Consider the following 18,913-nt stretch of genomic DNA (forward strand, 5'->3'; position numbering starts at 1 on the left):
GTCACGCCCCCTGGAACGGGTTCGTCCAACGCCACCAGACGCCGGGGTCGTCGATCGTCCGCGCGAGCGCGAGCGGCACCGTGACCGGGTCGTGGTCGGAGATGCGGAACCGGACCTGCCCGACCCGCTCGCCCTTCGTGCCGAAGGTCACCCGCTCGAGCGTCGCCTTCGCGGTGACCGTGGTCTTCCCCCACACGAGCACCTCGGCGGCCTTCGTCGTGACCGCGTCCGCCTCGTCCTGCCACGGGGTCGAGAAGGTGCCGAAGGTCTGCCCCTGGTGGGTGAGCGTCACCACCTGGAAGTTGTCCGCGACGGACCGCAGCAACCGCTGCACGTCGTTGTCGAGGGAGTCGTGGTCCACGCCGCCGAGCATCACGCCGACGACGGTGACCTGCCTGCCGCCGCGCTCGTACGTCGCCGCGAACAGCAGGCAGGCCCCGGCCTCGTCGAGCGTGCCGGTCTTGATCCCCTCGACGCCGTCGAGCCCGAGGAGCTTGTTCGAGTTCTCGATCGCGCCGACCGTCGGGATCGTGACGTCCTGCGTGCCGACGATGTCCTTGACGACCGGGTTCGCGAGCGCCAGCTGCCCGAGCTCGACCAGGTCGGTCGCGGTCGAGGTGTTGTCCGGGTCGAGGCCGGTCGGCTCGTGGATCGTCGTGTCGTCGAGGCCCTGCTCGTCGAGCCACTTCGCGGCCGCTCGCTCGTAGGCGTCGAGGGATCCGAAGGCCCAGATGGCGAGCGCGCCGGCGTAGTTGTTGGCCGACTTCATGAGCATCACCTGGAACGCCTGGTGCTCGGTGAGCTTCAGGCCGGCCGGCATCGGGGCGACCTCGCCGTTCTGCGCCGCGTACTTCGCGTACAGGCCCTCCATCTGCTTCGTGAAGCGGATGGCCGGGCCCGACTGTCCGGGCGCCATCGGCTTCTCGTCGAGCACCACGAGCGCCGTGACGACCTTCGTGATGCTCGCGATGGACCGGGGCTTCGTGTCGCCGCTGGTACGCAGGCTCTCGGGGAAGTCCGTCGCTTCGACCGCGGTCGCGCCGTAGCCCGGGAAGCTCAGTGCCGGGGCAGTCGTCCTCGGTGCCGAGTAGGTGGTGGTGCTGGCGCTCGCCGGACCGAACGGCACGACGGCCGCGGCGACGAGGTACCCGGCCACCAGGAGCAGCACGGCGACCACCGAGATCGTGACCGGCCTCCGGACGGCGGAGCGGGGGCGGCGGACGACTCGTGACACGGGACCCGAGCGTACCGGTCCGCTCCTAGGCCGAGGCTGCGACCGGCTGGTCGGGCTGCCGTTCCGGAGCAGGGGCATGGGCGGCCGGGCTGGCGGGGTGCGCACCCACGGCCGGGTCGGCCACATCGGCCGCGCCGGTCGTCTCGGGCCGCGCGAAGGTCAGGCGACGGGACAGGTACGCGAACACCGGGCCGAGCGCGTTCATCAGCACGACCGAGACCCAGGCGGCCCAGGCGTTCCCCGGGTCGAAGCCGAACCCGCCGAAGCACGTCGCGAAGAACGAGGCGAACCCGAGGAACATCCCGGGGACGAGCCCGAACAGCTTCGTGCGACCGGTGTACATCAGCGCGCAGTTCACGACGAGGATGAGCAGCGCCAGCACGGTGTTCTGCGCCGCCTGCCCCTCGCCGAAGAGCGTGCCGAACCGCTGGTCGAGCAGGACGATGACCAGACCGAACGCCGACCCGATCGGCATCGCGGCCCAGAGCCGGGTGGCGTTCCGCAGCGTCGGCTTGCTGCCGAGCAGGAACATCCCCGCCCAGCTGATGAAGATCGCCCAGGTCGGCAGGTGCAGGGCGTTGCCCCCGATGAACGCCGTGGCACCGGCCAGGACGGAGGCGACGATCTCGTGCGGGATCCGTTCACGCATGGCTGAGTTCCTTCGATCGGTTCGTGGTGCGGCTGGTGGTGAGTCGGGTGGTCCTGGTGGTCTCGGCGACGACCCGGCCGCGCTTGACGACGAGGGCGCGGTCCGGCCGGTCGAGCAGCACGCCGTCCGGGTCCGTGGTGGAGAGCACGACGAGGTCGGCGGCGGCACCGGCCCGGATGCCGTGGGTGTCCGCGACGCCGACGACCTGCGCGGCACCGGTGGTGGCCATCGCGAGCACCCGTCGCAGGTCGTCCGGTCCGGACAGGTGCCCGGTCTGGGCCAGCAGGAGCCCGACGTCGAGCAGGTCGGCGTTCCCGAACGGGGTGAAGGCGTTCCGGACGTTGTTCGACGCGTACGCGCTCGTGACGCCGGCGTCCCAGAGCTCACGGACCGGCACGACCCCGCGGCGGACGTCGTGGTCGTCGGACCGGCCGCCGAGGTGCAGGTCGGTCGCGGGCAGCGGCACGACGGCGACCCCGGCGGCGGCCAGGCGGTCGAACAGCACCCGGCGCTCGCCGCGGGGCAGGCTGGCGACCGAGGTCACGTGGCCGAGCGCCACCCGCCCCTGCAGCCCGCGGGCCGCCACACGGTCGGCGATGTGCCCGGCGAGCGCGTACCGCGGGTCGGAGGTGTCGTCGGCGAAGTCGGCGTGCAGGTCCGCCGGCACGCCGAACTCCTCGGCGAGGTCCAGGACGGTCTCGACGTGCTCGTGGCACGCGGCGAGGGTGCGCTCGTTGTAGGTGCAGCCGCCGATGACGTCTGCCCCTGCGGCGAGCGCCCGGCGGAGCAGGGCCAGCGTGCCCGGTGCCTTCGCGATGCCCTCCTGGGGGAAGGCGACGATCTGCAGGTCGAGGGCGTCCCGGTACTCGTCGCGCAGGTCGAGCAGGACCTCGACGCCGGTGAGCCCGACGATCGGGTCGACGTCGGGGTGTGCGCGGACGAGGGTCGTGCCGTTCGTGATGGCCTGGTCGAGCAGGGTGCGGGCGCGGTCGCGGACGGTGGCGTGGGTGAAGCCGCGCTTGAGCTCGCCCGTGACGGCGATGGCTCCGGCGAGTGTGCCGTCGGGGTTCGGGCGTTCCCGGTCGAGCAGGGCCTTGTCGACGTGCAGGTGCGCTTCGATGAGTCCGGGGATGACGACGCGGCCGGCGCAGTCGACCACGCGGGTGGGAGCAGCACCGGTGCCGGTGCCGTGCGCCGAGCCCAGACCGGGCAGCGCGTCGGCCACGCTGACGATCACGCCGTCGGCGATGGTGACGTCGACGGAACGGCCGTCGGTCAGCCGTGCATTGGTGAGGACCAGGTCCACGTCGGACCTCTCTTCCGGTCGGTGCTGGCGGGGTGTGCTCCACCATTCGCCCACCGTGTTTCGGGTTCCGACGCCGGATGTGACGGCCGTGTAAAAGTTGGTCGTACCAATGAACCAAGCAGACCAACGGGCCCTACGGTCGAAGGCATGCACCGTGGACGGACCCTGAGTGCGGCGACCGCCGCCCACCTCGGCACGCTCGTGCTCGACGACCTGCAGCCCGGCGACAAGCTGCCGCCGGAACGCACCCTCGCCGAGGACCTCGCCGTGTCCCGCACGACGATCCGCGAGGCGTTGCAGGAGCTGGAGCGCCGTCGCCTGGTCTCCCGGACCCCTGGTCGTGGCACCGTCGTGCTGCCGAGGCCGGAGGAGGCGTCGGCCCTGCTCGACCACCACCGCGACGACCTGGACCACCGGGCCGAGCACGTCGCCGAGTTCCGGACGGTCGTGGAGCCGCAGGTCGCGGGACTCGCGGCGGCGCGGGCGGGTGCGGCCGACCTGCTCACCCTGGAACGCATCCTCGCCGCCACGCACGCGGGCCTCAGCCCGGAGGAGTCGCTCGCGCAGGACGTCGCCTTCCACGTGCAGGTCGCCCGCACCTCGGGCAACCCCCTGCTCGTGTCCCTGTGCGAGCTCAGCAGCGGATGGGTGCAGGACGTCCGCGCCCGGTCGCACAGCACCAGCGAGGGGCGGCGGTCGTCGTTCGAGTGGCACGAGCGGATCCTCGAGCGGATCCGGCAGCACGACGTCGACGGCGCGGCCCGGGCGATGGCCGACCACCTCGCCGACGTGGCCCACCTGGTCGAACGGAGGACGGACCGATGACCACCGCACACCACACCAGCGCACACCGCACCACCGCACACCGCACCACCGCACACCAGAACACCGCCCCCGCGGTCCCGACCCTGCAGCCCGGCGCCGGGCCCGTCCGCGGCGACCACTCCCTGCCCGTCGACCCGGAGACCGTCCTGTGGGGCCGGCTGCCGAGCGACGGTGACGTCCCCGCCCTGACGATCGGTGCCGGGGAGTCCGTCACCATCGACACCGTCAGCCACGAGGGGATCCTGCCCGACCAGGGCAGCGACCCCGTCGCCTGGTTCGGCGACCACGGTGTGGCCCCGGAGCACGTCCTCGCCGACGCCGTCGCGATCGCCCGCTCCGGACACCGCGACCCCACGGCGGACGGCCCCCACGTGGTGTCCGGTCCGATCGCGGTGCGCGGCGCCCGCCCCGGTGACGTCCTGACCATGACGGTGCTCGAGACCCTGCCCCGGGTGCACTACGGCGTGGTCTCGAACCGGCACGGCCGCGGTGCCCTGCACGGCGAGTTCCCGGTCGACGGCACGACGGTGAGCGTCTTCGCCGACGTCGTCGACACCGCCCAGGGTCGACGGGGCCGCATCCCGCTCACCGCCGCGGGCGACCGCTTCGCGCACTTCCCCCTGGCACCGTTCCTCGGGATCATGGGCGTCGCGACCCCCGGCGAGCGGCTGCACTCCGTCCCGCCCGGTCGTCACGGCGGCAACATCGACGTCAACCTGCTGCAGGTCGGTTCGCAGCTGCACCTGCCGGTACTCGTTCCCGGTGCGCTGGCCCACGTCGGCGACCCGCACTTCGCCCAGGGCGACGGCGAGGTGGCGCTCACCGCGATGGAGGCCTCGCTCCGCGCCACCATCCGCTTCGACCTGACCCCGGCAGCCGAGGCCGCCGCCCGCTTCGGCGACCTGGTCTGGCCCGTCGCCGAGACGCAGGAGTTCCTCGTGCCCACCGGCATGGACCCCGACCTCGACGAGGCCGTCCGGCAGTGCGTCCGGCACGCCGTCGCGATCCTCGGCGCGCGCTGGGGCATGGAACGCCACCTGGCGTACGCGTACCTGTCCGCCGCGACCGACTTCAACATCTCGCAGGTGGTGGACCTGGTCACCGGGGTCCACGCCCGCATCCGCAAGGCCGACTTCGAGGAGCCCGCCCGATGACCACGCCCGGAACGTCGACCAAGCCGCACACCCCGGCCACGCCGGACGCGCCCGAGGCCCCGGCCGGCCTGCTCGCAGCCCTCGACGCCTACGAGACGGCACTGCTGGCGAACGACCTCGACGCCCTCGACGCCGCCTTCGTCGACTCCCCCGGCACGATGCGCGGCGACGACCGCGGCCTGCTCGTCGGGCACGACGCGATCAGCGCGTTCCGCGGGGCACGGGGTGGGGTCGCGACCCGGTCGCTGACGCACGTCGAGGTCCGCCCCCTGACCGAGGACCGCGCCCTCGTCGTGTCGGTGTCCCGGTTCGCCGCGGGTGGGCAGGGCCTCCAGACCCAGCTCTGGCGCCGCGACGGCGAAGGCGACACCGACACCGACCCCGGCGCCGGACCCCGCTGGCGCATCGAAGCGGCCCACGTCACCGGCCGCCCGAAAGCCGTCGACACCACCGTCTGGCGGGCCGTCGGCGACCCGCTCGTCGCACCCACCGCCGTGGGGCCGCTCGACGGCCTGACCATCGCCGTCAAGGACCTCTACGCCGTGCCCGGCCAGCCGGTCGGCGCGGGCAACCCGACGTACCTGCACGAGGCACCGGTCGAGACGACGGCCGCCCCCGCGGTCGCCGCGCTCCTCGCCGCCGGCGCGTCGATCCGCGGGGTCGCACGCACCGACGAGTTCGCCTACAACCTGACCGGCCGGAACGCGCACCACGGCACGCCGCCGAACAGCGCGGCTCCCACCCGACTGCCGGGAGGCTCGTCCAGCGGATCCGCATCGGCCGTCGGCCTCGGGATGGTCGAGATCGGGATCGGCACGGACACCGCGGGCTCGGTGCGGGTCCCCGCCTCGTACCAGGGACTCTGGGGCCTCCGGACGACCCACGGCACGGTGTCCCGCGACGGGCTGCTCCCCCTGGCGCCGTCGTTCGACACCGTCGGGTGGCTCACCCGCAGCCCCGAGGTGCTGCTCGCCGCCCTCGACGCCACCGTCCCGCCGATGCCCGGACCGGACGACGCGGTCGACGCGACGGTGCTCGTCGTCCCCGAGGAACTCGTCGCGCTCGTCGAACCGGACACCGCCCGGGCCTTCACGGCCTTCGTCGAGACCCTCGACGAACCCGTCGCCACCGTCCGACTGCGCGACCTCGGCATCCCGGAGCCCCGAGCCCTGCAGGAGCAGCTGCGGCTCGTCCAGGCCGCCGAGGCCCTGGCAGCACACGGCCCCTGGATCGACGCGCACCCCGGAGCGCTGAGCGCCGTGGTCGGTGACCGGTTCCTCGCGGCCGGGGCGAACGACCCCGACGCGACCGCCGACGCCGTCACCGCCCTGGACGCCGTGCGCACGACGATCCGCGGTGCCCTCGCCGGTCGGACCCTGCTGTTCCCGACCGTCCCCGGGCCCGCACCGCTGCTGGACGCGGACGCCCGAGCGCTCGAGCGCACCCGGACCGCCACCACGGCGATGACCGCGCTCGCGAGCGTCGGCGGGCTCCCCGCGGTGAGCGCACCGGCGATGACCGTGGCCGGCGCGCCCGCCGGCGTCTGTCTGGTCGGTGGACCGGACACCGACCGTGCCCTGGTGATCCGTGCCGGGCGCATGCTGTCGGACCAGCCCGCCCCGGGCCTCCCGACCGTCTCGGTGGTGCGCTAGGAGGCGAGCCGCCGGGCGTGGGTGACCGCCCACAGACCGACGGCGCTCGCCGCGGCCACGTTGAGCGAGTCGACGCCGTGCGCCATCGGGATGCGGACGGTCGTGTCCGCCGACGCGATCGCGGCCGGCGACAGTCCCTGCCCCTCGGTGCCCATGACGAGCGCGACCCTGTCGGGCAGGTCCGCCACGAAGGCGTCGAGGTCGACGGACTCGTCCGTCAGTGCCATCGCGGCCAGGTGGAAGCCCTGTGCGCGGAGTTCCTCACCCGCCGCGGGCCAGTCGCCGATGCGGGTCCACGGCACCTGCAGGACGGTGCCCATGCTCACCCGGACGCTCCGGCGGTACAGCGGGTCGGCGCAGCGCGGGCTGACGAGCACGGCGTCGGCGCCGAGACCGGCGACGCTGCGGAACACCGCGCCGACGTTCGTGTGGTCGACGATGTCCTCGAGCACGACGACGACCTTCGCGTCCCGCACCACGTCGGCGACGCTCGGCAGCTCGGGACGCTGCATCGCAGCGATCGCACCGCGGTGCATGCGGAAACCGGTGAGCTCCTCGAGCAGGGCGTCCGCACCGACGAAGACGGGACCGTCGTGCTCCGCGACCAGCGGCAGGACGGTGTCGAGCCACTTCTCCTGCACCAGGATGCTGCGCGGCACGTGACCGGCGCGGACCGCCCGCTCGATGACCGTGTTCGACTCGGCGATGTACAGGCCGCCCTCGGGCTCCGAGACCCGACGGAGCGCCACGTCGGTGAGCCGGGCGAAGTCGTCGAGGCGGGGATCGTCGAGGGAGTCGATGCGGACGGGGTGCACGGGGCTCGTTTCGGTGTGGTGCGGGGATGGCGTCCCCGGTGCTCCACTCGGGAAGTGACCGGGACGGTCGGGTGTTGAGGGTACCGTGAACAGGGTGCTGGATGATGCTGCGTCGACGACCGGACCGACCACCGGAGCGGCCTCCGGGGCCACCTCCGAGTCGGTGAGCGCCGACGACCTCGACCGTGTCGTCGAGCTGCTCGCGGGCAAGCGCGTCGCCGTGCTCTCCGGCGCCGGTCTCAGCACCGACTCCGGCATCCCCGACTACCGCGGAGCCGGACGCGTCGTGCGGAAGCCCATGACGTTCCAGGAGTTCCTCGCCGACCCCGCGAAGCGCCAGCGGTACTGGGCCGGATCGCACCTGGGCTGGCGGAGCTTCGCGGCCGCCACGCCGAACGACGGGCACCGGGCGCTCGCCGCGCTCGAGGAAGCCGGGATCGTCGCCGGCGTCATCACGCAGAACGTCGACGGCCTGCACCTGCGCGCCGGGTCCCGTCGCGTCGTCGAGATCCACGGGTCGATGGACCGCGCCGTGTGCCTGCGGTGCGGGCAGGTGTTCTCCCGCTCCGACCTCGCCACCACCATCGACCGGGCGAACCCCTGGATCGACGAGCCCGGGTCCGTGCAGCTGCAGCCCGACGGCGACGTCGAGATCACCGACGTCGAACGGTTCGTCGTGCCCGCGTGCTCCGTCTGCGGCGGCGACCTGAAGCCCGACGTCGTCTTCTTCGGCGAGTTCGTGCCGGCCGAGAAGTTCCGCGAGGCCGTGTCGATCGTCGCCGACGCCGACGCGCTGCTCGTGGTCGGGTCCTCCCTCACCGTGAACTCGGGCGTGCGGCTGGTCGACCACGCGGCACGCCGGAAGAACCCGGTGGTCATCGTGAACCGCGGTGAGACCCGCAGCGACCGCCGGGCGGCCGTGAAGCTCGACGCCGGCACCACCGAGACGCTCGTGCACCTGGCGGAGCGGCTCAGTGCGGCGGGGGCGTCGCGCGCGGCGTCACCCGCAGCCTCACCCGCAGCGTCGCGCGCGGACTCGCGCTCGTCCGAGTAGCCGGACGGGCCCGCCGGTCGCGTCTGCGAAGATCGACGAGTGACGACCCTCCTGTACCTCGTCCGCCACGGCGAGACCGACTGGAACGCGCAGCGCCGCATCCAGGGCTCCACCGACATCCCGCTCAACGACACCGGACGACGGCAGGCCGCCGAGGCCGCCGAACTCCTGACCCGCCGGCCGTTCGACGCCGTGGTCGCCTCCCCGCTGTCCCGCGCCGCCGAGACCGGTGCGATCATCGCCGATCACCTGGGACTCGACGCACCGACGACGTACCCGGGCCTGGCCGAGCGGTCCTACGGCGAGGCCGAGGGCCTGACCGACGACGAGGTGTCCGCCCGGTACCCGCACGACGACATCCCCGGTCGGGAGTCCCGCTCCGCCCTGCTCGCGCGGATCACCGAGACCCTCGGCGAGATCGCGGTGCGCTTCGACGGAGGCGTCGTGGTGGTCGCGACGCACGGCGCGGTGATCCGCAGCGTCGTCAACGCCGCAGCCCCCGGGACGGCCGACCGCGGCCACACCCCGATCCGGAACGGGTCCATCCACTCGTTCCGGTGGGACCCGGAGCGCTTCCACGCCGAACTCGTCCGGTTCGACGACCCGATCGACGACGTCTCCGACGCCACCGGCGGCTCGGCGTTCGAGTACCAGAACCCCTTGGAACGCCGGGGCTGACCGGGGACTACGCTCCGACGCACCCGCACACCGGGGACCACCCGCAACCCAGGGTGACGGGAGCCAGATGTCCGACGACGGAACCAGCCGACACGGCCGGCATGCCCCCGATCCGTCCGACGACGACCTCGACCGCGTGTTCGGCCCGGAGACGGCGAGCATCCCCACGCGTACCCGCGCCCGCACCTGGTTCGTCATCGGCGGGAGCGTCCTCGTCGTGGCCGCGGTCATCGCCGTGGTGCTCGGGTCGATCATCGGCTCCGTGCAGAACGGCATCGGCGGGGTGTTCCCACGGCCGGACATCGCGCTCGACCGGTTCGACACGCGGGTGGACGACCTGCCCGGCGTCATCGAGGTGCGGCACCACGCCCCGGCCAAGACCGGGTTCGCGAGCTACGACGCGGTCGCGACGGTCCGCGCCGACCCCTCGCTCGACCGCGCTGCCAGACGTGACCTGGTCGCCGCCATCAGCCGTGCAGCCGACGAGTCCGGTGGCAACGGCGTCCGCGTCGTCGTGATCGCCGACCTCGGCAGCCTGCAGATCGGCGTCACGGGAGCCGGGGAGGTCGCGGCGAAGCGACTCGCGCTGGCGGACACGCTCGACCGCATCGGCGGGGTCACCGCGGTCCGCTGCTCGTGGGAGCGCGGCGGCGACCCGTCCGACACCGCAGGGGACCAGTCGATCGTCGTGCGGACCCCGGGGCGGGGAGCAGCGGTGCCGCCCATCCTGTCGCGGGCGACCGAGGAGACGCAGAAGGTGTTCCCCGGGGCGGACGTGCAGGTGATCGCGCGGAAGTAGCGGAAGGAGGTGTGGTGCGGTGGTCGCGGCCGGGCGACGTGGAACCACACGGTCGACGTCGTACGACATCGGCAGCGTCGTTCCGCATCGCCACGAAGCGCGAGACCGCGCGCAACGCCCCGAGCCCGAACCGCGAGCCCGCCCGCGCCCGCACTCAGGCCCGCCGGTCCCCCACGGCCCGCTCGACGGCCCGGACGACCTGCTCCGCCGAGTCCTGCCACCGGAACCGCCGAGCACGCTCGATCGACCGCAGCGAAGCCTCGTCCCACCGGTCCTCGACCCGCCGGACGGCCGCGGCGACGGCGGACGGCGACGCCGGGTCGAAGTACTCGGCCGCATCGCCACCGATCTCGCGGAAGATCGGGATGTCGCTGACGACGACCGGGGTCCCGACGCCCATCGCCTCGACGAGCGGGATGCCGAACCCCTCGTCGTACGACGCGGTCGCCAGCGCCGTGGCCGAACGGAGCACGGACAGGTACTCCTCGTCCGTCGCGCCGTCGTGGAAGACGATCGTCCCCGCGGGAGCGAGCCCCTCGAGTCGCGCCCGGTCGGCACCGGACACCCGCGACATGCAGTGCAGCGTCCAGTCCGCCCCGAGCAGCGGCAGCGCCGCCGCCAGGGTCTCGACGTTCTTGTACGGCATGAACGACCCCATGTAGACGAGGGAGCGCTCGCGCGGCGCTCCGGTCGCCCGTGGCGTCGCCGGGTCGGCCGCGTTGTACGCGACCGTCACGGGTCGGCTCGTCAACCGGTGCTCGGCGATCAGCCCGGCGGTCGTCTCCGACACCGTCACCACCCCGTCCGCACCGTTCAGCAGGAACCGCTGTGGCGCCCACGACAGGTGGAACGCCCGCCAGCCGAGCCGCAGCGGCCACGAGAACTCCCGCGGGGGCGTGCGGTTGCGGTAGTAGATCAGGTCGTGCAGCGTCAGGACGAGCGCGTACCGGCGCCCGCGCGACCCCATCGTCTGCATCGGTGAGAACACCGCGTCGAGCCCCAGACGGTTGACCCGCCGGGCGACGAGCGGCTCCCGCGCGTCCGTCGGCGCCGGCAGCAGCTCCCACGGCAGGTCCGGCGGCAGCGACTCGAGCTGGCGCTCGTCGTGGACGAGCAGCACGAAGTCGTGTCGGTCCGGCAGGTTCGCGACCACTCCGGCGGTGAACCGGCTGATGCCGTCGTGCCGACCGATCCGCACGTACCGGCAGTCGATCCCGATGCGCAGGCGCGTCACGCGTCGGTCTCCTTCGTGTCGCTCGCCGTCGCCTCGGTCGCCTTCGCGGCGTTCGGCTTCGTGGTGTTCGACTTCGCCGGAGCCGTCTTCGCCTCGGTCGCCTTCCCGGCGGTCGTCCGGGAGGCCCGCCCCGCCCCCGACGGTCGGCCCGCCCTGGTGCCGCGGCCCCGTTCAGGGCGCGCGGCCGTGTCCGCCATCCGGCGCAGCACCGCGGCGGCGGCCGGAGCCGGTGTCTCGTAGTGCACCAGGTGCCCGACACCCGGGATCACGACGAGCTCGGCGTCCCGCAGGCGTTCGGCGAGTGCACGCTGTTCGGGCACGGCGGTGATGTCGTCGTGCTCCGCCGCGACGAGCAACACGGGCACGTCGATCCGGTCGGCGTACTCGGACACGTCGTGGGTGACCGAGGTGCGGAACGCCTCGAGCACGCTCGTACGGTTCGCGAAGGCCGAGAAGTACCGGTCGTGCTGATCGTGGACCCACCGGCGGACGACGGGGTCGTGCGACTTCAGCATCGCGATGCTCATCGCCCGGACGATCGCACCGTTCCGCAGTATCCCGAGCCCGATCGGCTTCGGCAGCACCGCGCCGGCACGGTAGTACCCGATCGCGATCGCGGTCCCGACGGCACGCGGACCCTGCAGTGCCGGGGCGGCGATGGGGTTGACGAGCACGAGCAGCCGGGTGTCGAGACCGGCGGCGACGGTGGCCGACACCACGATCGACCCGAACGAGTGCCCGAGCACGACGGTGTCGCGCCCGAGCCCGAGCGCGGCGTGGAACCCGGTCAGCCAGGTGACGTACGCGTCGATGTCGGACACCGGCAGCGGATCGGACACGCCGAAGCCGGGCAGGTCGGGCACGATCACCCGGACACCGTCCAGGTGCGCGGCGATCGTCTCGAGGCCGTGGTGGTCCCCGCGGAACCCGTGCACGGCGAGCACGGTGCGATCCGCGCCCTCGGGCCCGTAGACCCAGTAGTGCGTGGTCCGGCCGTCGACCTGGACGGCCCGGTGCACGACCGGGGTGGCGGCCATCAACGACTGGTACGGGGAGAGCACGGGCGGTTGCATCGGCGTCAGTCTAGGGAGCGAACCGCACGAATCCCCGGACACCCGCAGCATCTCGCGCCTATCGTGTCCGGGGCGGGCCGTCGAGCGGTCCGTCGACGACGACGAGGAGCACGGTGACCTTCACAGCCCCGATCCAGCTGCCCGGCCTGACGCTCGACCCGCAGTGGTACAAGCGCTCGGTCTTCTACGAGTGCATGATCCGGTCGTTCGTCGACTCCAACGGGGACGGCATCGGCGACATCCAGGGCGTGATCGGCAAGCTCGACTACCTGCAGTGGCTCGGCGTCGACGCGCTGTGGCTGCCGCCGTTCTTCCAGTCGCCGATGCGTGACGGTGGCTACGACATCGCCGACTACCGGGCGATCCTGCCGGAGTTCGGCACCCTCGACGACTTCCGCGAGCTCGTCACGAAGTCGCACGAGCGGAACATGCGCATCGTGATCGACATGGTGATCAACCACACCAGCGACCAGCACGAGTGGTTCCAGCAGTCCCGCGAGGACCCGGACGGCCCCTACGGCGACTTCTACGTCTGGCGCGACACCGACGAGGACTACTCGAACATCCGCATCATCTTCGTCGACACCGAGGAGTCCAACTGGACCTTCGACCCGGTCCGACGCCAGTTCTTCTTCCACCGCTTCTTCTCGCACCAGCCCGACCTGAACTTCGAGAACCCCGCCGTCATCGAGGCCATCTACGACGTCGTCCGGCACTGGCTCGACATGGGCGTCGACGGGCTCCGGCTCGACGCGATCCCGTACCTGTTCGAGTCGGAGGAGGGCAACGGCGAGGGCGAGCCGGAGACGCACGAGTTCATCAAGAAGCTCCGCGCGATGGTCGACGACGAGTACCCCGGCCGGGTGCTCCTGGCCGAGGCGAACCAGTGGCCGCGCGAGACCGCAGCCTTCTTCGGCACCGACGAGGAACCCGAGTGCCACATGGCGTTCGACTTCCCGGTGATGCCGCGCATCTTCTACTCGCTCCGCGCCCAGCACGCCGCCGAGCTCAAGGCGATCCTGTCCGAGACCCTCGACGTGCCGGCCAGCGCCGCGTGGGGCGTCTTCCTCCGCAACCACGACGAGCTCACGCTCGAGATGGTGAGCGAGGAGTACCGGCAGGCGATGTACGGCTGGTACGGCTACGACCCACGGATGCGCTCGAACATCGGTATCCGCCGACGTCTCGCTCCCCTGCTCGACAACTCGCGCGCCGAGCTCGAACTCATCCACGCGCTGCTCTTCTCGCTGCCCGGTTCACCGTTCCTGTACTACGGCGACGAGATCGGGATGGGCGACAACATCTGGCTGCCGGACCGCGACTCGTCCCGCACGCCGATGCAGTGGACGCCGGACCGCAACGCCGGCTTCTCCACCGCCGACCCGGGCAAGCTCTACCTGCCCGTCGTGCAGTCGCTCGTGTACAACTACGCGCAGGTCAACGTCGAGGCGCAGCTGGCCCAGTCGCGCTCGCTGCTGCACTGGGTCCGCAACGTCATCCACACCCGCAAGGCCCACCCGGTGTTCGGCCTCGGCTCCCTGAACGTGCAGGAGACCTCCAACGACTCGGTGCTCGCCTTCGTCCGCTCGTGGGAGGGCTCCGGGCAGCAGTTCGGGCCGTCCGCCGAGGACGTCCTGTGCGTGTTCTCGTTCGCGACGAACCCGACCTCGGTCACGATCTCCGCGCCGGAGTTCGCGGGTCGCCCGCTCTACGACCTGTTCGGCGGCAGCTCGTTCCCGTCGTTCGACGAGGACGGCACCGTCACGCTCACCATGGGCACGCAGTCGTTCTACTGGCTGCACGTCGGCGCGCCGACCCGGTAGTCGGGGGTGTCGGTGCGTCCCGTTAGCCTGACCGCGTGACGTTCCCCACAGCACAGCTCGACGCACCCGCTCCGTCCCAGGACCTCACGGGTCGCCCCTGGTGGCACGCGCTGGGCGTCTTCGACCTCGAGACCACCGGGGTCGACGTCGAGACGGCCCGCATCGTCACGGCCCACGTCGGACTCATCGACATGACCGGGGCCTCCATCGTCGAGGGCGCGTGGATCGCCGACCCGGGCGTCCCCATCCCCGAGGGCGCCGCGGCCGTGCACGGGTACACGACCGAACGTGCCCAGGCCGAGGGGCGTCCCGCGGCCGAGGTCGTCGGCGAGATCATCGCCGCGATCGAAGCCGTGTTCGCCCGGGGCATCCCGCTCGTGATCTACAACGCCCCCTACGACCTCACCGTCCTCGACCGCGAAGCGAAGCGGCACGGGTTCGCCTCCCCCGTCATCGGCAACGTCGTCGACCCGCTCGTGATCGACAAGGCGCTCGACACCTTCCGCAAGGGCAAGCGCACGCTTGAAGCCGCGTCCGAGCTCTACGGTGTCACCCTCGACGACGCCCACGACGCCGGCGCGGACGCCATCGCTGCCGGGCGTGTCGCCCAGGCCATCGCGGGCAAGTACCCGGACGAACTCGGCATCTCCGCCGAAGCACTCCACCGCAAGCAGGTCGGCTGGTGCGCCGAGCAGGCCGCGTCGTTCCAGGACTACATGCGCAAGAAGCGCGACCCGTCGTTCACCGCCGACGGCCGCTGGCCGCACCGCAACGGCGCCTGACCCCGCACAGCCCGCGCGGGACACCGGTGTTCGTGCGCCGAACACCCGCACAACCCGGTGTGACGCGCGAACACCGGTGTCTTGCGGGCCCGGGCCAGCGGCTGCCGGAGACACCGCACAACGCGAGCGGGCGGCCCTCCTGCAGGAGGGCCGCCCGTCGGCGTTGCGTGGGGGCTGCTTACTTGCTGAAGCCCTTGAAGCGCTGGTTGAACTTCTCGACGCGGCCGGCCGAGTCGAGGATGCGCTGCTTGCCCGTGTAGAACGGGTGCGAAGCGGACGAGATCTCGACGTCGATGACCGGGTAGGTCGCACCGTCGAGCTCGATGGTCTTGTCGCTGTTCGCGGTCGAACGCGTCAGGAACGTCTCACCGGAGGCCAGGTCGCGGAAGACGATGGCGCGGTACTCGGGGTGGGTGTCGGTCTTCATGGAGATTCCTCGATAGCGGTGGTGGGATTGCGCGAACTGCGCGGGAAGTCGTCGGCTTGCGCCAGCCGTCCACGATACCAGAGAGACGGCGGGATCGCAGCGCTACGCGGCGCGTGCCGTGTAGCGACCGGCGTCCTTGGTGACCGAGAGGTCGATGCCGAACGCCTCGGTCAGGGTCTGGTCGGTCAGGACCTCGTCGATGGGACCGGCGGCCTGCACGTGGCCGTCGGCGAGGACCAGTGCGTGGGTGAACCCGGCCGGGATCTCCTCGACGTGGTGGGTCACGATGACGATGGCGGGCGAGTCGGCGCTCTGGGCGTAGCCGCCGAGGGTGCGGACGAGGCTCTCACGGGCGCCGAGGTCGAGCGACGCGGCCGGTTCGTCGAGGAACAGGATCTCCGGGTCGGTCATCACGGCCCGGGCGATCTGCACGCGCTTCTGCTCGCCGTCGCTCAGGTCGCCGAACGTGCGGTCGGTGAAGGACCCCAGGCCCCACTCCTCGAGCACGCGCTGCGCACGACGGACGTCGAGCTCCTCGTACTCCTCGTTCCAGCGCCCCGTCACCGAGTACGCCGCGGTGAGCACGACGTCGATGACCTTCTCGGTGACGGGGATGCGGCGCGCCAGCGCGGTCGACGCGAAGCCGATGCGCGGGCGGAGCTCGAACAGGTCGGCGCCACCGAGCTCGGTGCCGAGCACCTCGACGTCGCCCGAGGTCGGGAACGTCTGGGCACCGGCGACCTGCAGCAGCGTCGTCTTGCCGGCGCCGTTCGCGCCGAGCACGACCCAGCGTTCGTCGTCCTGCACCTCCCACGAGATCGCGTCGAGGATGGTGGCCCCGTTGCGGACCACGGAGACGTCTGACAAGCGCACGACCGAGGGCATGCGACCAGCCTACGGGTTCTGGCCGAGCACCTGGTCGTAGACCTGCCGTGTCCTGGTGGCGATCGCGTCCCAGGTGAACTCGGTCTCGACACGGAGCCGTCCGGCGCGTCCCATGAGCTTCGCCAGCCCCTCGTCGGCGAGCACCTCGGCCAGGGTCGCGGCGAGGTCGGCCACGAAGCGGTCGGGGTCGGTCGGGGTGCCGGTGCCGTCCTGCACCTGGTCGATCGGGACGATGCGACCGGTGAGCCCGTCGGCGACGACCTCGGGGATGCCCCCGGTGCCGGTGCCGACGACGGGGATCCCGCACGCCATCGCCTCGAGGTTCACGATCCCGAGCGGCTCGTACACCGACGGGCAGACGAACACGGTGCCCGAGGACAGCACGTTCACGATCTCCTGGTGCGCGAGCATCCGGTCGATCCAGACGACGCCCTCGCGTTCGGCGCGGAGCCCCTCGACGAGCGCGGTGACCTCGGCCAGGATCTCGGGGGTGTCCGGCGCGCCGGCGCACAGCACGATCTGCACGTCCGACGGCAGCGACGCCACGGCGCGGAGCAGGTACGGCAGGCCCTTCTGCCGGGTGATGCGTCCGACGAACACGACGCTCGGGCGCGTCGGGTCGATGCCGAGGGCACGCACGGCGTCCTCGTCGACGGTCGGCTTCCACGCGTCGATGTCGATGCCGTTGTAGACGACGTGCACCTTCGCCGGGTCGATCGAGGGGTAGGAACGCAGGATGTCCGCACGCATGGCCTTCGAGACCGCGATGACGCCGTCGGCGTTCTCGAACGCCTCGCGCTCCATCCAGCTGGACAGGCGGTAGCCGCCGCCGAGCTGCTCGGCCTTCCACGGGCGCAGGGGCTCGAGGCTGTGGGCGGTGACGACGTGCGGGATGCCGTAGGTCAGCTGCGCGATCCGGCCCGCGGAGTTCGCGTACCAGGTGTGCGAGTGCACGAGGTCGGCGCCCTCGACGTCGGCTGCGATGGCCACGTCGGTGCCCAGGGCCTGCAGTGCGCCGTTCGCCTGGCCGAGGCCGTCCGGGGTCCGGTAGCCCCACACGTCGGGTTCGTCACGGAAGGCCCCGAAGGCCCGGACACGGACTTCCGTCTCCGTTCCCGACCGCAACGCGGCGGTGAGTTCGGACACGTGGACACCGGCTCCGCCGTAGACCTCCGGCGGATACTCCCTGGTCAGCAGATCGACTCGCACTGGTTCAAGGTAACCGGTTCCCAGTGCTGACGCCTACTGTGAGCGGCATGGCTCCAAAGAAGGTCTTCGGCATCGTGCTCGCCGGTGGCGAAGGCAAACGACTCATGCCGCTCACCGCCGATCGCGCGAAGCCCGCCGTCCCGTTCGGCGGCAACTTCCGTCTCATCGACTTCGCACTGTCGAACCTGGTGAACTCCGGTCTCAACAAGATCGTGGTCCTGACCCAGTACAAGTCGCACAGTCTCGACCGACACGTCGCGGAGACCTGGCGGATGGAGGGGCTGCTCAGCTCCTACGTCGCGTCGGTCCCCGCGCAGCAGCGGCTCGGCAAGCGCTGGTTCGCCGGGTCGGCCGACGCGATCCTGCAGTCGCTCAACCTGCTCCGCGACGAACGCCCCGACATCGTGGTCGTCGTCGGCGCGGACCACGTGTACCGGATGGACTTCCACCAGATGGTCGAGGCGCACATCGCCTCCGGCCGCAGTGTCACCGTGGCGGCGATCCGCCAGCCGATCGGCCTCGCCGACCAGTTCGGCGTGATCCAGGTGGCCGAGGACGACCCGACCAAGATCGACGCGTTCCTCGAGAAGCCGAAGGACGCGATCGGCCTGGCCGACTCCCCCGGCGAGATCCTGGCTTCGATGGGCAACTACGTGTTCAACGCGGACGCCCTGGTCGACGCGGTCCTGCGCGACGGCCAGCTCGAGACCTCCGCGCACGACATGGGCGGCGACATCGTGCCCGACTTCGTCAACCGCGGCGACGCCGGCGTGTACGACCTGCAGCGCAACGAGGTCCCCGGGTCCACCGACCGCGACAAGTACTACTGGCGCGACGTGGGCACGATCGACTCGTTCTTCGACGCCCACATGGACCTCATCGCCCCGGTCCCGGTCTTCAACCTGTACAACCAGGACTGGCCGATCTTCAACCAGCAGACGAACCTGCCGCCGGCGAAGTTCGTCCGCGACGCGAACGGCAACACCGGCTCCACGGTCGACTCGCTCGTGTCGCTCGGCTGCCTGGTGTCGGGCGCCCAGGTCGAGCGCAGCATGATCGGGCCGTGGTGCTCGATCGACTCCGGTGCGAAGGTCCTCGACTCGATCGTGTTCGAGCGCGCCACCATCGGCGCCGGCGCGATCGTCAACCGCGCCATCCTCGACAAGGACGTCGTCCTCGCACCGGGTGCGCAGGTCGGCGTCGACCGCGAGGCCGACGAGGCACGCGGCTTCACCGTCACCGCGTCCGGCATCACCGTTGTCGGCAAGGGCGTCCGCGTCGACGCCTGATCCGTCACCGAGTCCGGGCTCAGCC

18 protein-coding genes are annotated in these 18,913 nt (G+C 71.8%); 9 read left to right on the forward strand and 9 right to left on the reverse strand.

Annotation, left to right across the window (positions count from 1 at the left end; translation table 11 throughout):
- Window position 1 precedes the first annotated feature (1 nt).
- From MXD64_RS09480 to MXD64_RS09490, 3 genes are read right to left on the reverse strand one after another with little or no spacing between them, the layout of a single operon-like run.
- The gene (locus MXD64_RS09480) at window positions 2–1,234 is read right to left on the reverse strand and encodes a D-alanyl-D-alanine carboxypeptidase family protein (RefSeq protein ID WP_162243000.1); all 1,233 of its coding nucleotides are present in this window, start codon (window positions 1,232–1,234) and stop codon (window positions 2–4) included.
- Window positions 1,235–1,259: 25 nt separating this feature from the next.
- Entirely contained in the window at window positions 1,260–1,883 is a 624-nt protein-coding gene (locus tag MXD64_RS09485; RefSeq protein WP_262159777.1) for a DUF1097 domain-containing protein, read from the reverse strand.
- Complete coding sequence (locus tag MXD64_RS09490) at window positions 1,876–3,189, reverse strand: amidohydrolase family protein (protein ID WP_262159776.1); 1,314 nt, start codon at window positions 3,187–3,189, stop codon at window positions 1,876–1,878. Before MXD64_RS09490 ends, MXD64_RS09485 begins: the two co-directional genes overlap by 8 nt.
- A 147-nt stretch (window positions 3,190–3,336) precedes the next feature.
- On the opposite strand from MXD64_RS09490, the gene MXD64_RS09495 reads away from it, so the two are divergent.
- Genes MXD64_RS09495 through MXD64_RS09505 form a run of 3 tightly spaced genes read left to right on the forward strand, consistent with a single transcriptional unit; the run spans window position 3,337 to window position 6,820 of the window.
- Window positions 3,337–4,014 (forward strand): FadR/GntR family transcriptional regulator, encoded by a 678-nt coding sequence (locus MXD64_RS09495; RefSeq protein WP_042540895.1) that lies wholly within the window; start codon window positions 3,337–3,339, stop codon window positions 4,012–4,014.
- Entirely contained in the window at window positions 4,011–5,168 is a 1,158-nt protein-coding gene (locus MXD64_RS09500) for an acetamidase/formamidase family protein (RefSeq protein WP_214519682.1), read from the forward strand. The genes MXD64_RS09495 and MXD64_RS09500 overlap by 4 nt, the downstream gene beginning before the upstream one ends.
- The gene (locus MXD64_RS09505) at window positions 5,165–6,820 is read left to right on the forward strand and encodes an AtzH-like domain-containing protein (protein ID WP_263136350.1); all 1,656 of its coding nucleotides are present in this window, start codon (window positions 5,165–5,167) and stop codon (window positions 6,818–6,820) included. The genes MXD64_RS09500 and MXD64_RS09505 overlap by 4 nt, the downstream gene beginning before the upstream one ends.
- On the opposite strand, the gene MXD64_RS09510 is transcribed toward MXD64_RS09505, so the two are convergent.
- A complete protein-coding gene (locus MXD64_RS09510) occupies window positions 6,817–7,635 on the reverse strand; it encodes a TrmH family RNA methyltransferase (RefSeq protein WP_263136351.1) in 819 nt (272 codons plus the stop codon). The genes MXD64_RS09505 and MXD64_RS09510 overlap by 4 nt on opposite strands.
- A gap of 163 nt (window positions 7,636–7,798) precedes the next feature.
- Between MXD64_RS09510 and MXD64_RS09515 the strand changes: the two genes are divergently transcribed.
- The 3 genes from MXD64_RS09515 to MXD64_RS09525 all read left to right on the forward strand — a co-directional run bounded on the left by MXD64_RS09515 (window position 7,799) and on the right by MXD64_RS09525 (window position 10,166).
- The gene (locus MXD64_RS09515) at window positions 7,799–8,689 is read left to right on the forward strand and encodes a Sir2 family NAD-dependent protein deacetylase (RefSeq protein ID WP_263137446.1); all 891 of its coding nucleotides are present in this window, start codon (window positions 7,799–7,801) and stop codon (window positions 8,687–8,689) included.
- Window positions 8,690–8,728: 39 nt separating this feature from the next.
- The gene (locus tag MXD64_RS09520) at window positions 8,729–9,367 is read left to right on the forward strand and encodes a histidine phosphatase family protein (protein ID WP_042540899.1); all 639 of its coding nucleotides are present in this window, start codon (window positions 8,729–8,731) and stop codon (window positions 9,365–9,367) included.
- Between the two features lie 67 nt (window positions 9,368–9,434).
- Complete coding sequence (locus MXD64_RS09525) at window positions 9,435–10,166, forward strand: hypothetical protein (RefSeq protein ID WP_263136352.1); 732 nt, start codon at window positions 9,435–9,437, stop codon at window positions 10,164–10,166.
- 154 nt (window positions 10,167–10,320) lie between these two features.
- On the opposite strand, the gene MXD64_RS09530 is transcribed toward MXD64_RS09525, so the two are convergent.
- The gene (locus MXD64_RS09530; protein WP_263137447.1) at window positions 10,321–11,391 is read right to left on the reverse strand and encodes a glycosyltransferase family 4 protein; all 1,071 of its coding nucleotides are present in this window, start codon (window positions 11,389–11,391) and stop codon (window positions 10,321–10,323) included.
- 5 nt (window positions 11,392–11,396) lie between these two features.
- Entirely contained in the window at window positions 11,397–12,473 is a 1,077-nt protein-coding gene (locus tag MXD64_RS09535) for an alpha/beta fold hydrolase (protein WP_317629825.1), read from the reverse strand.
- 113 nt (window positions 12,474–12,586) lie between these two features.
- On the opposite strand from MXD64_RS09535, the gene treS reads away from it, so the two are divergent.
- Window positions 12,587–14,296, forward strand: coding sequence for a maltose alpha-D-glucosyltransferase (gene treS / locus MXD64_RS09540; RefSeq protein WP_017887282.1), 1,710 nt, complete (start codon window positions 12,587–12,589; stop codon window positions 14,294–14,296).
- Window positions 14,297–14,331: 35 nt separating this feature from the next.
- Complete coding sequence (locus tag MXD64_RS09545) at window positions 14,332–15,078, forward strand: 3'-5' exonuclease (protein ID WP_197068681.1); 747 nt, start codon at window positions 14,332–14,334, stop codon at window positions 15,076–15,078.
- A gap of 178 nt (window positions 15,079–15,256) precedes the next feature.
- On the opposite strand, the gene MXD64_RS09550 is transcribed toward MXD64_RS09545, so the two are convergent.
- The 3 genes from MXD64_RS09550 to glgA all read right to left on the reverse strand — a co-directional run bounded on the left by MXD64_RS09550 (window position 15,257) and on the right by glgA (window position 17,599).
- Complete coding sequence (locus MXD64_RS09550) at window positions 15,257–15,505, reverse strand: type B 50S ribosomal protein L31 (RefSeq protein WP_017887280.1); 249 nt, start codon at window positions 15,503–15,505, stop codon at window positions 15,257–15,259.
- A gap of 102 nt (window positions 15,506–15,607) precedes the next feature.
- Window positions 15,608–16,390, reverse strand: coding sequence for an ABC transporter ATP-binding protein (locus tag MXD64_RS09555; RefSeq protein WP_017887279.1), 783 nt, complete (start codon window positions 16,388–16,390; stop codon window positions 15,608–15,610).
- A 9-nt stretch (window positions 16,391–16,399) separates the two neighbouring features.
- Window positions 16,400–17,599 (reverse strand): glycogen synthase, encoded by a 1,200-nt coding sequence (glgA, locus tag MXD64_RS09560; RefSeq protein ID WP_031259795.1) that lies wholly within the window; start codon window positions 17,597–17,599, stop codon window positions 16,400–16,402.
- A 47-nt stretch (window positions 17,600–17,646) separates the two neighbouring features.
- Between glgA and MXD64_RS09565 the strand changes: the two genes are divergently transcribed.
- Window positions 17,647–18,888, forward strand: a complete 1,242-nt coding sequence (locus tag MXD64_RS09565) for a glucose-1-phosphate adenylyltransferase (RefSeq protein ID WP_042540903.1) — start codon at window positions 17,647–17,649, stop codon at window positions 18,886–18,888.
- Window positions 18,889–18,913: the final 25 nt, after the last annotated feature.

It is taken from the genome of Curtobacterium sp. Arg-1 (genome assembly GCF_025643395.1).
GTDB classification, from domain to species: domain Bacteria; phylum Actinomycetota; class Actinomycetes; order Actinomycetales; family Microbacteriaceae; genus Curtobacterium; species Curtobacterium poinsettiae.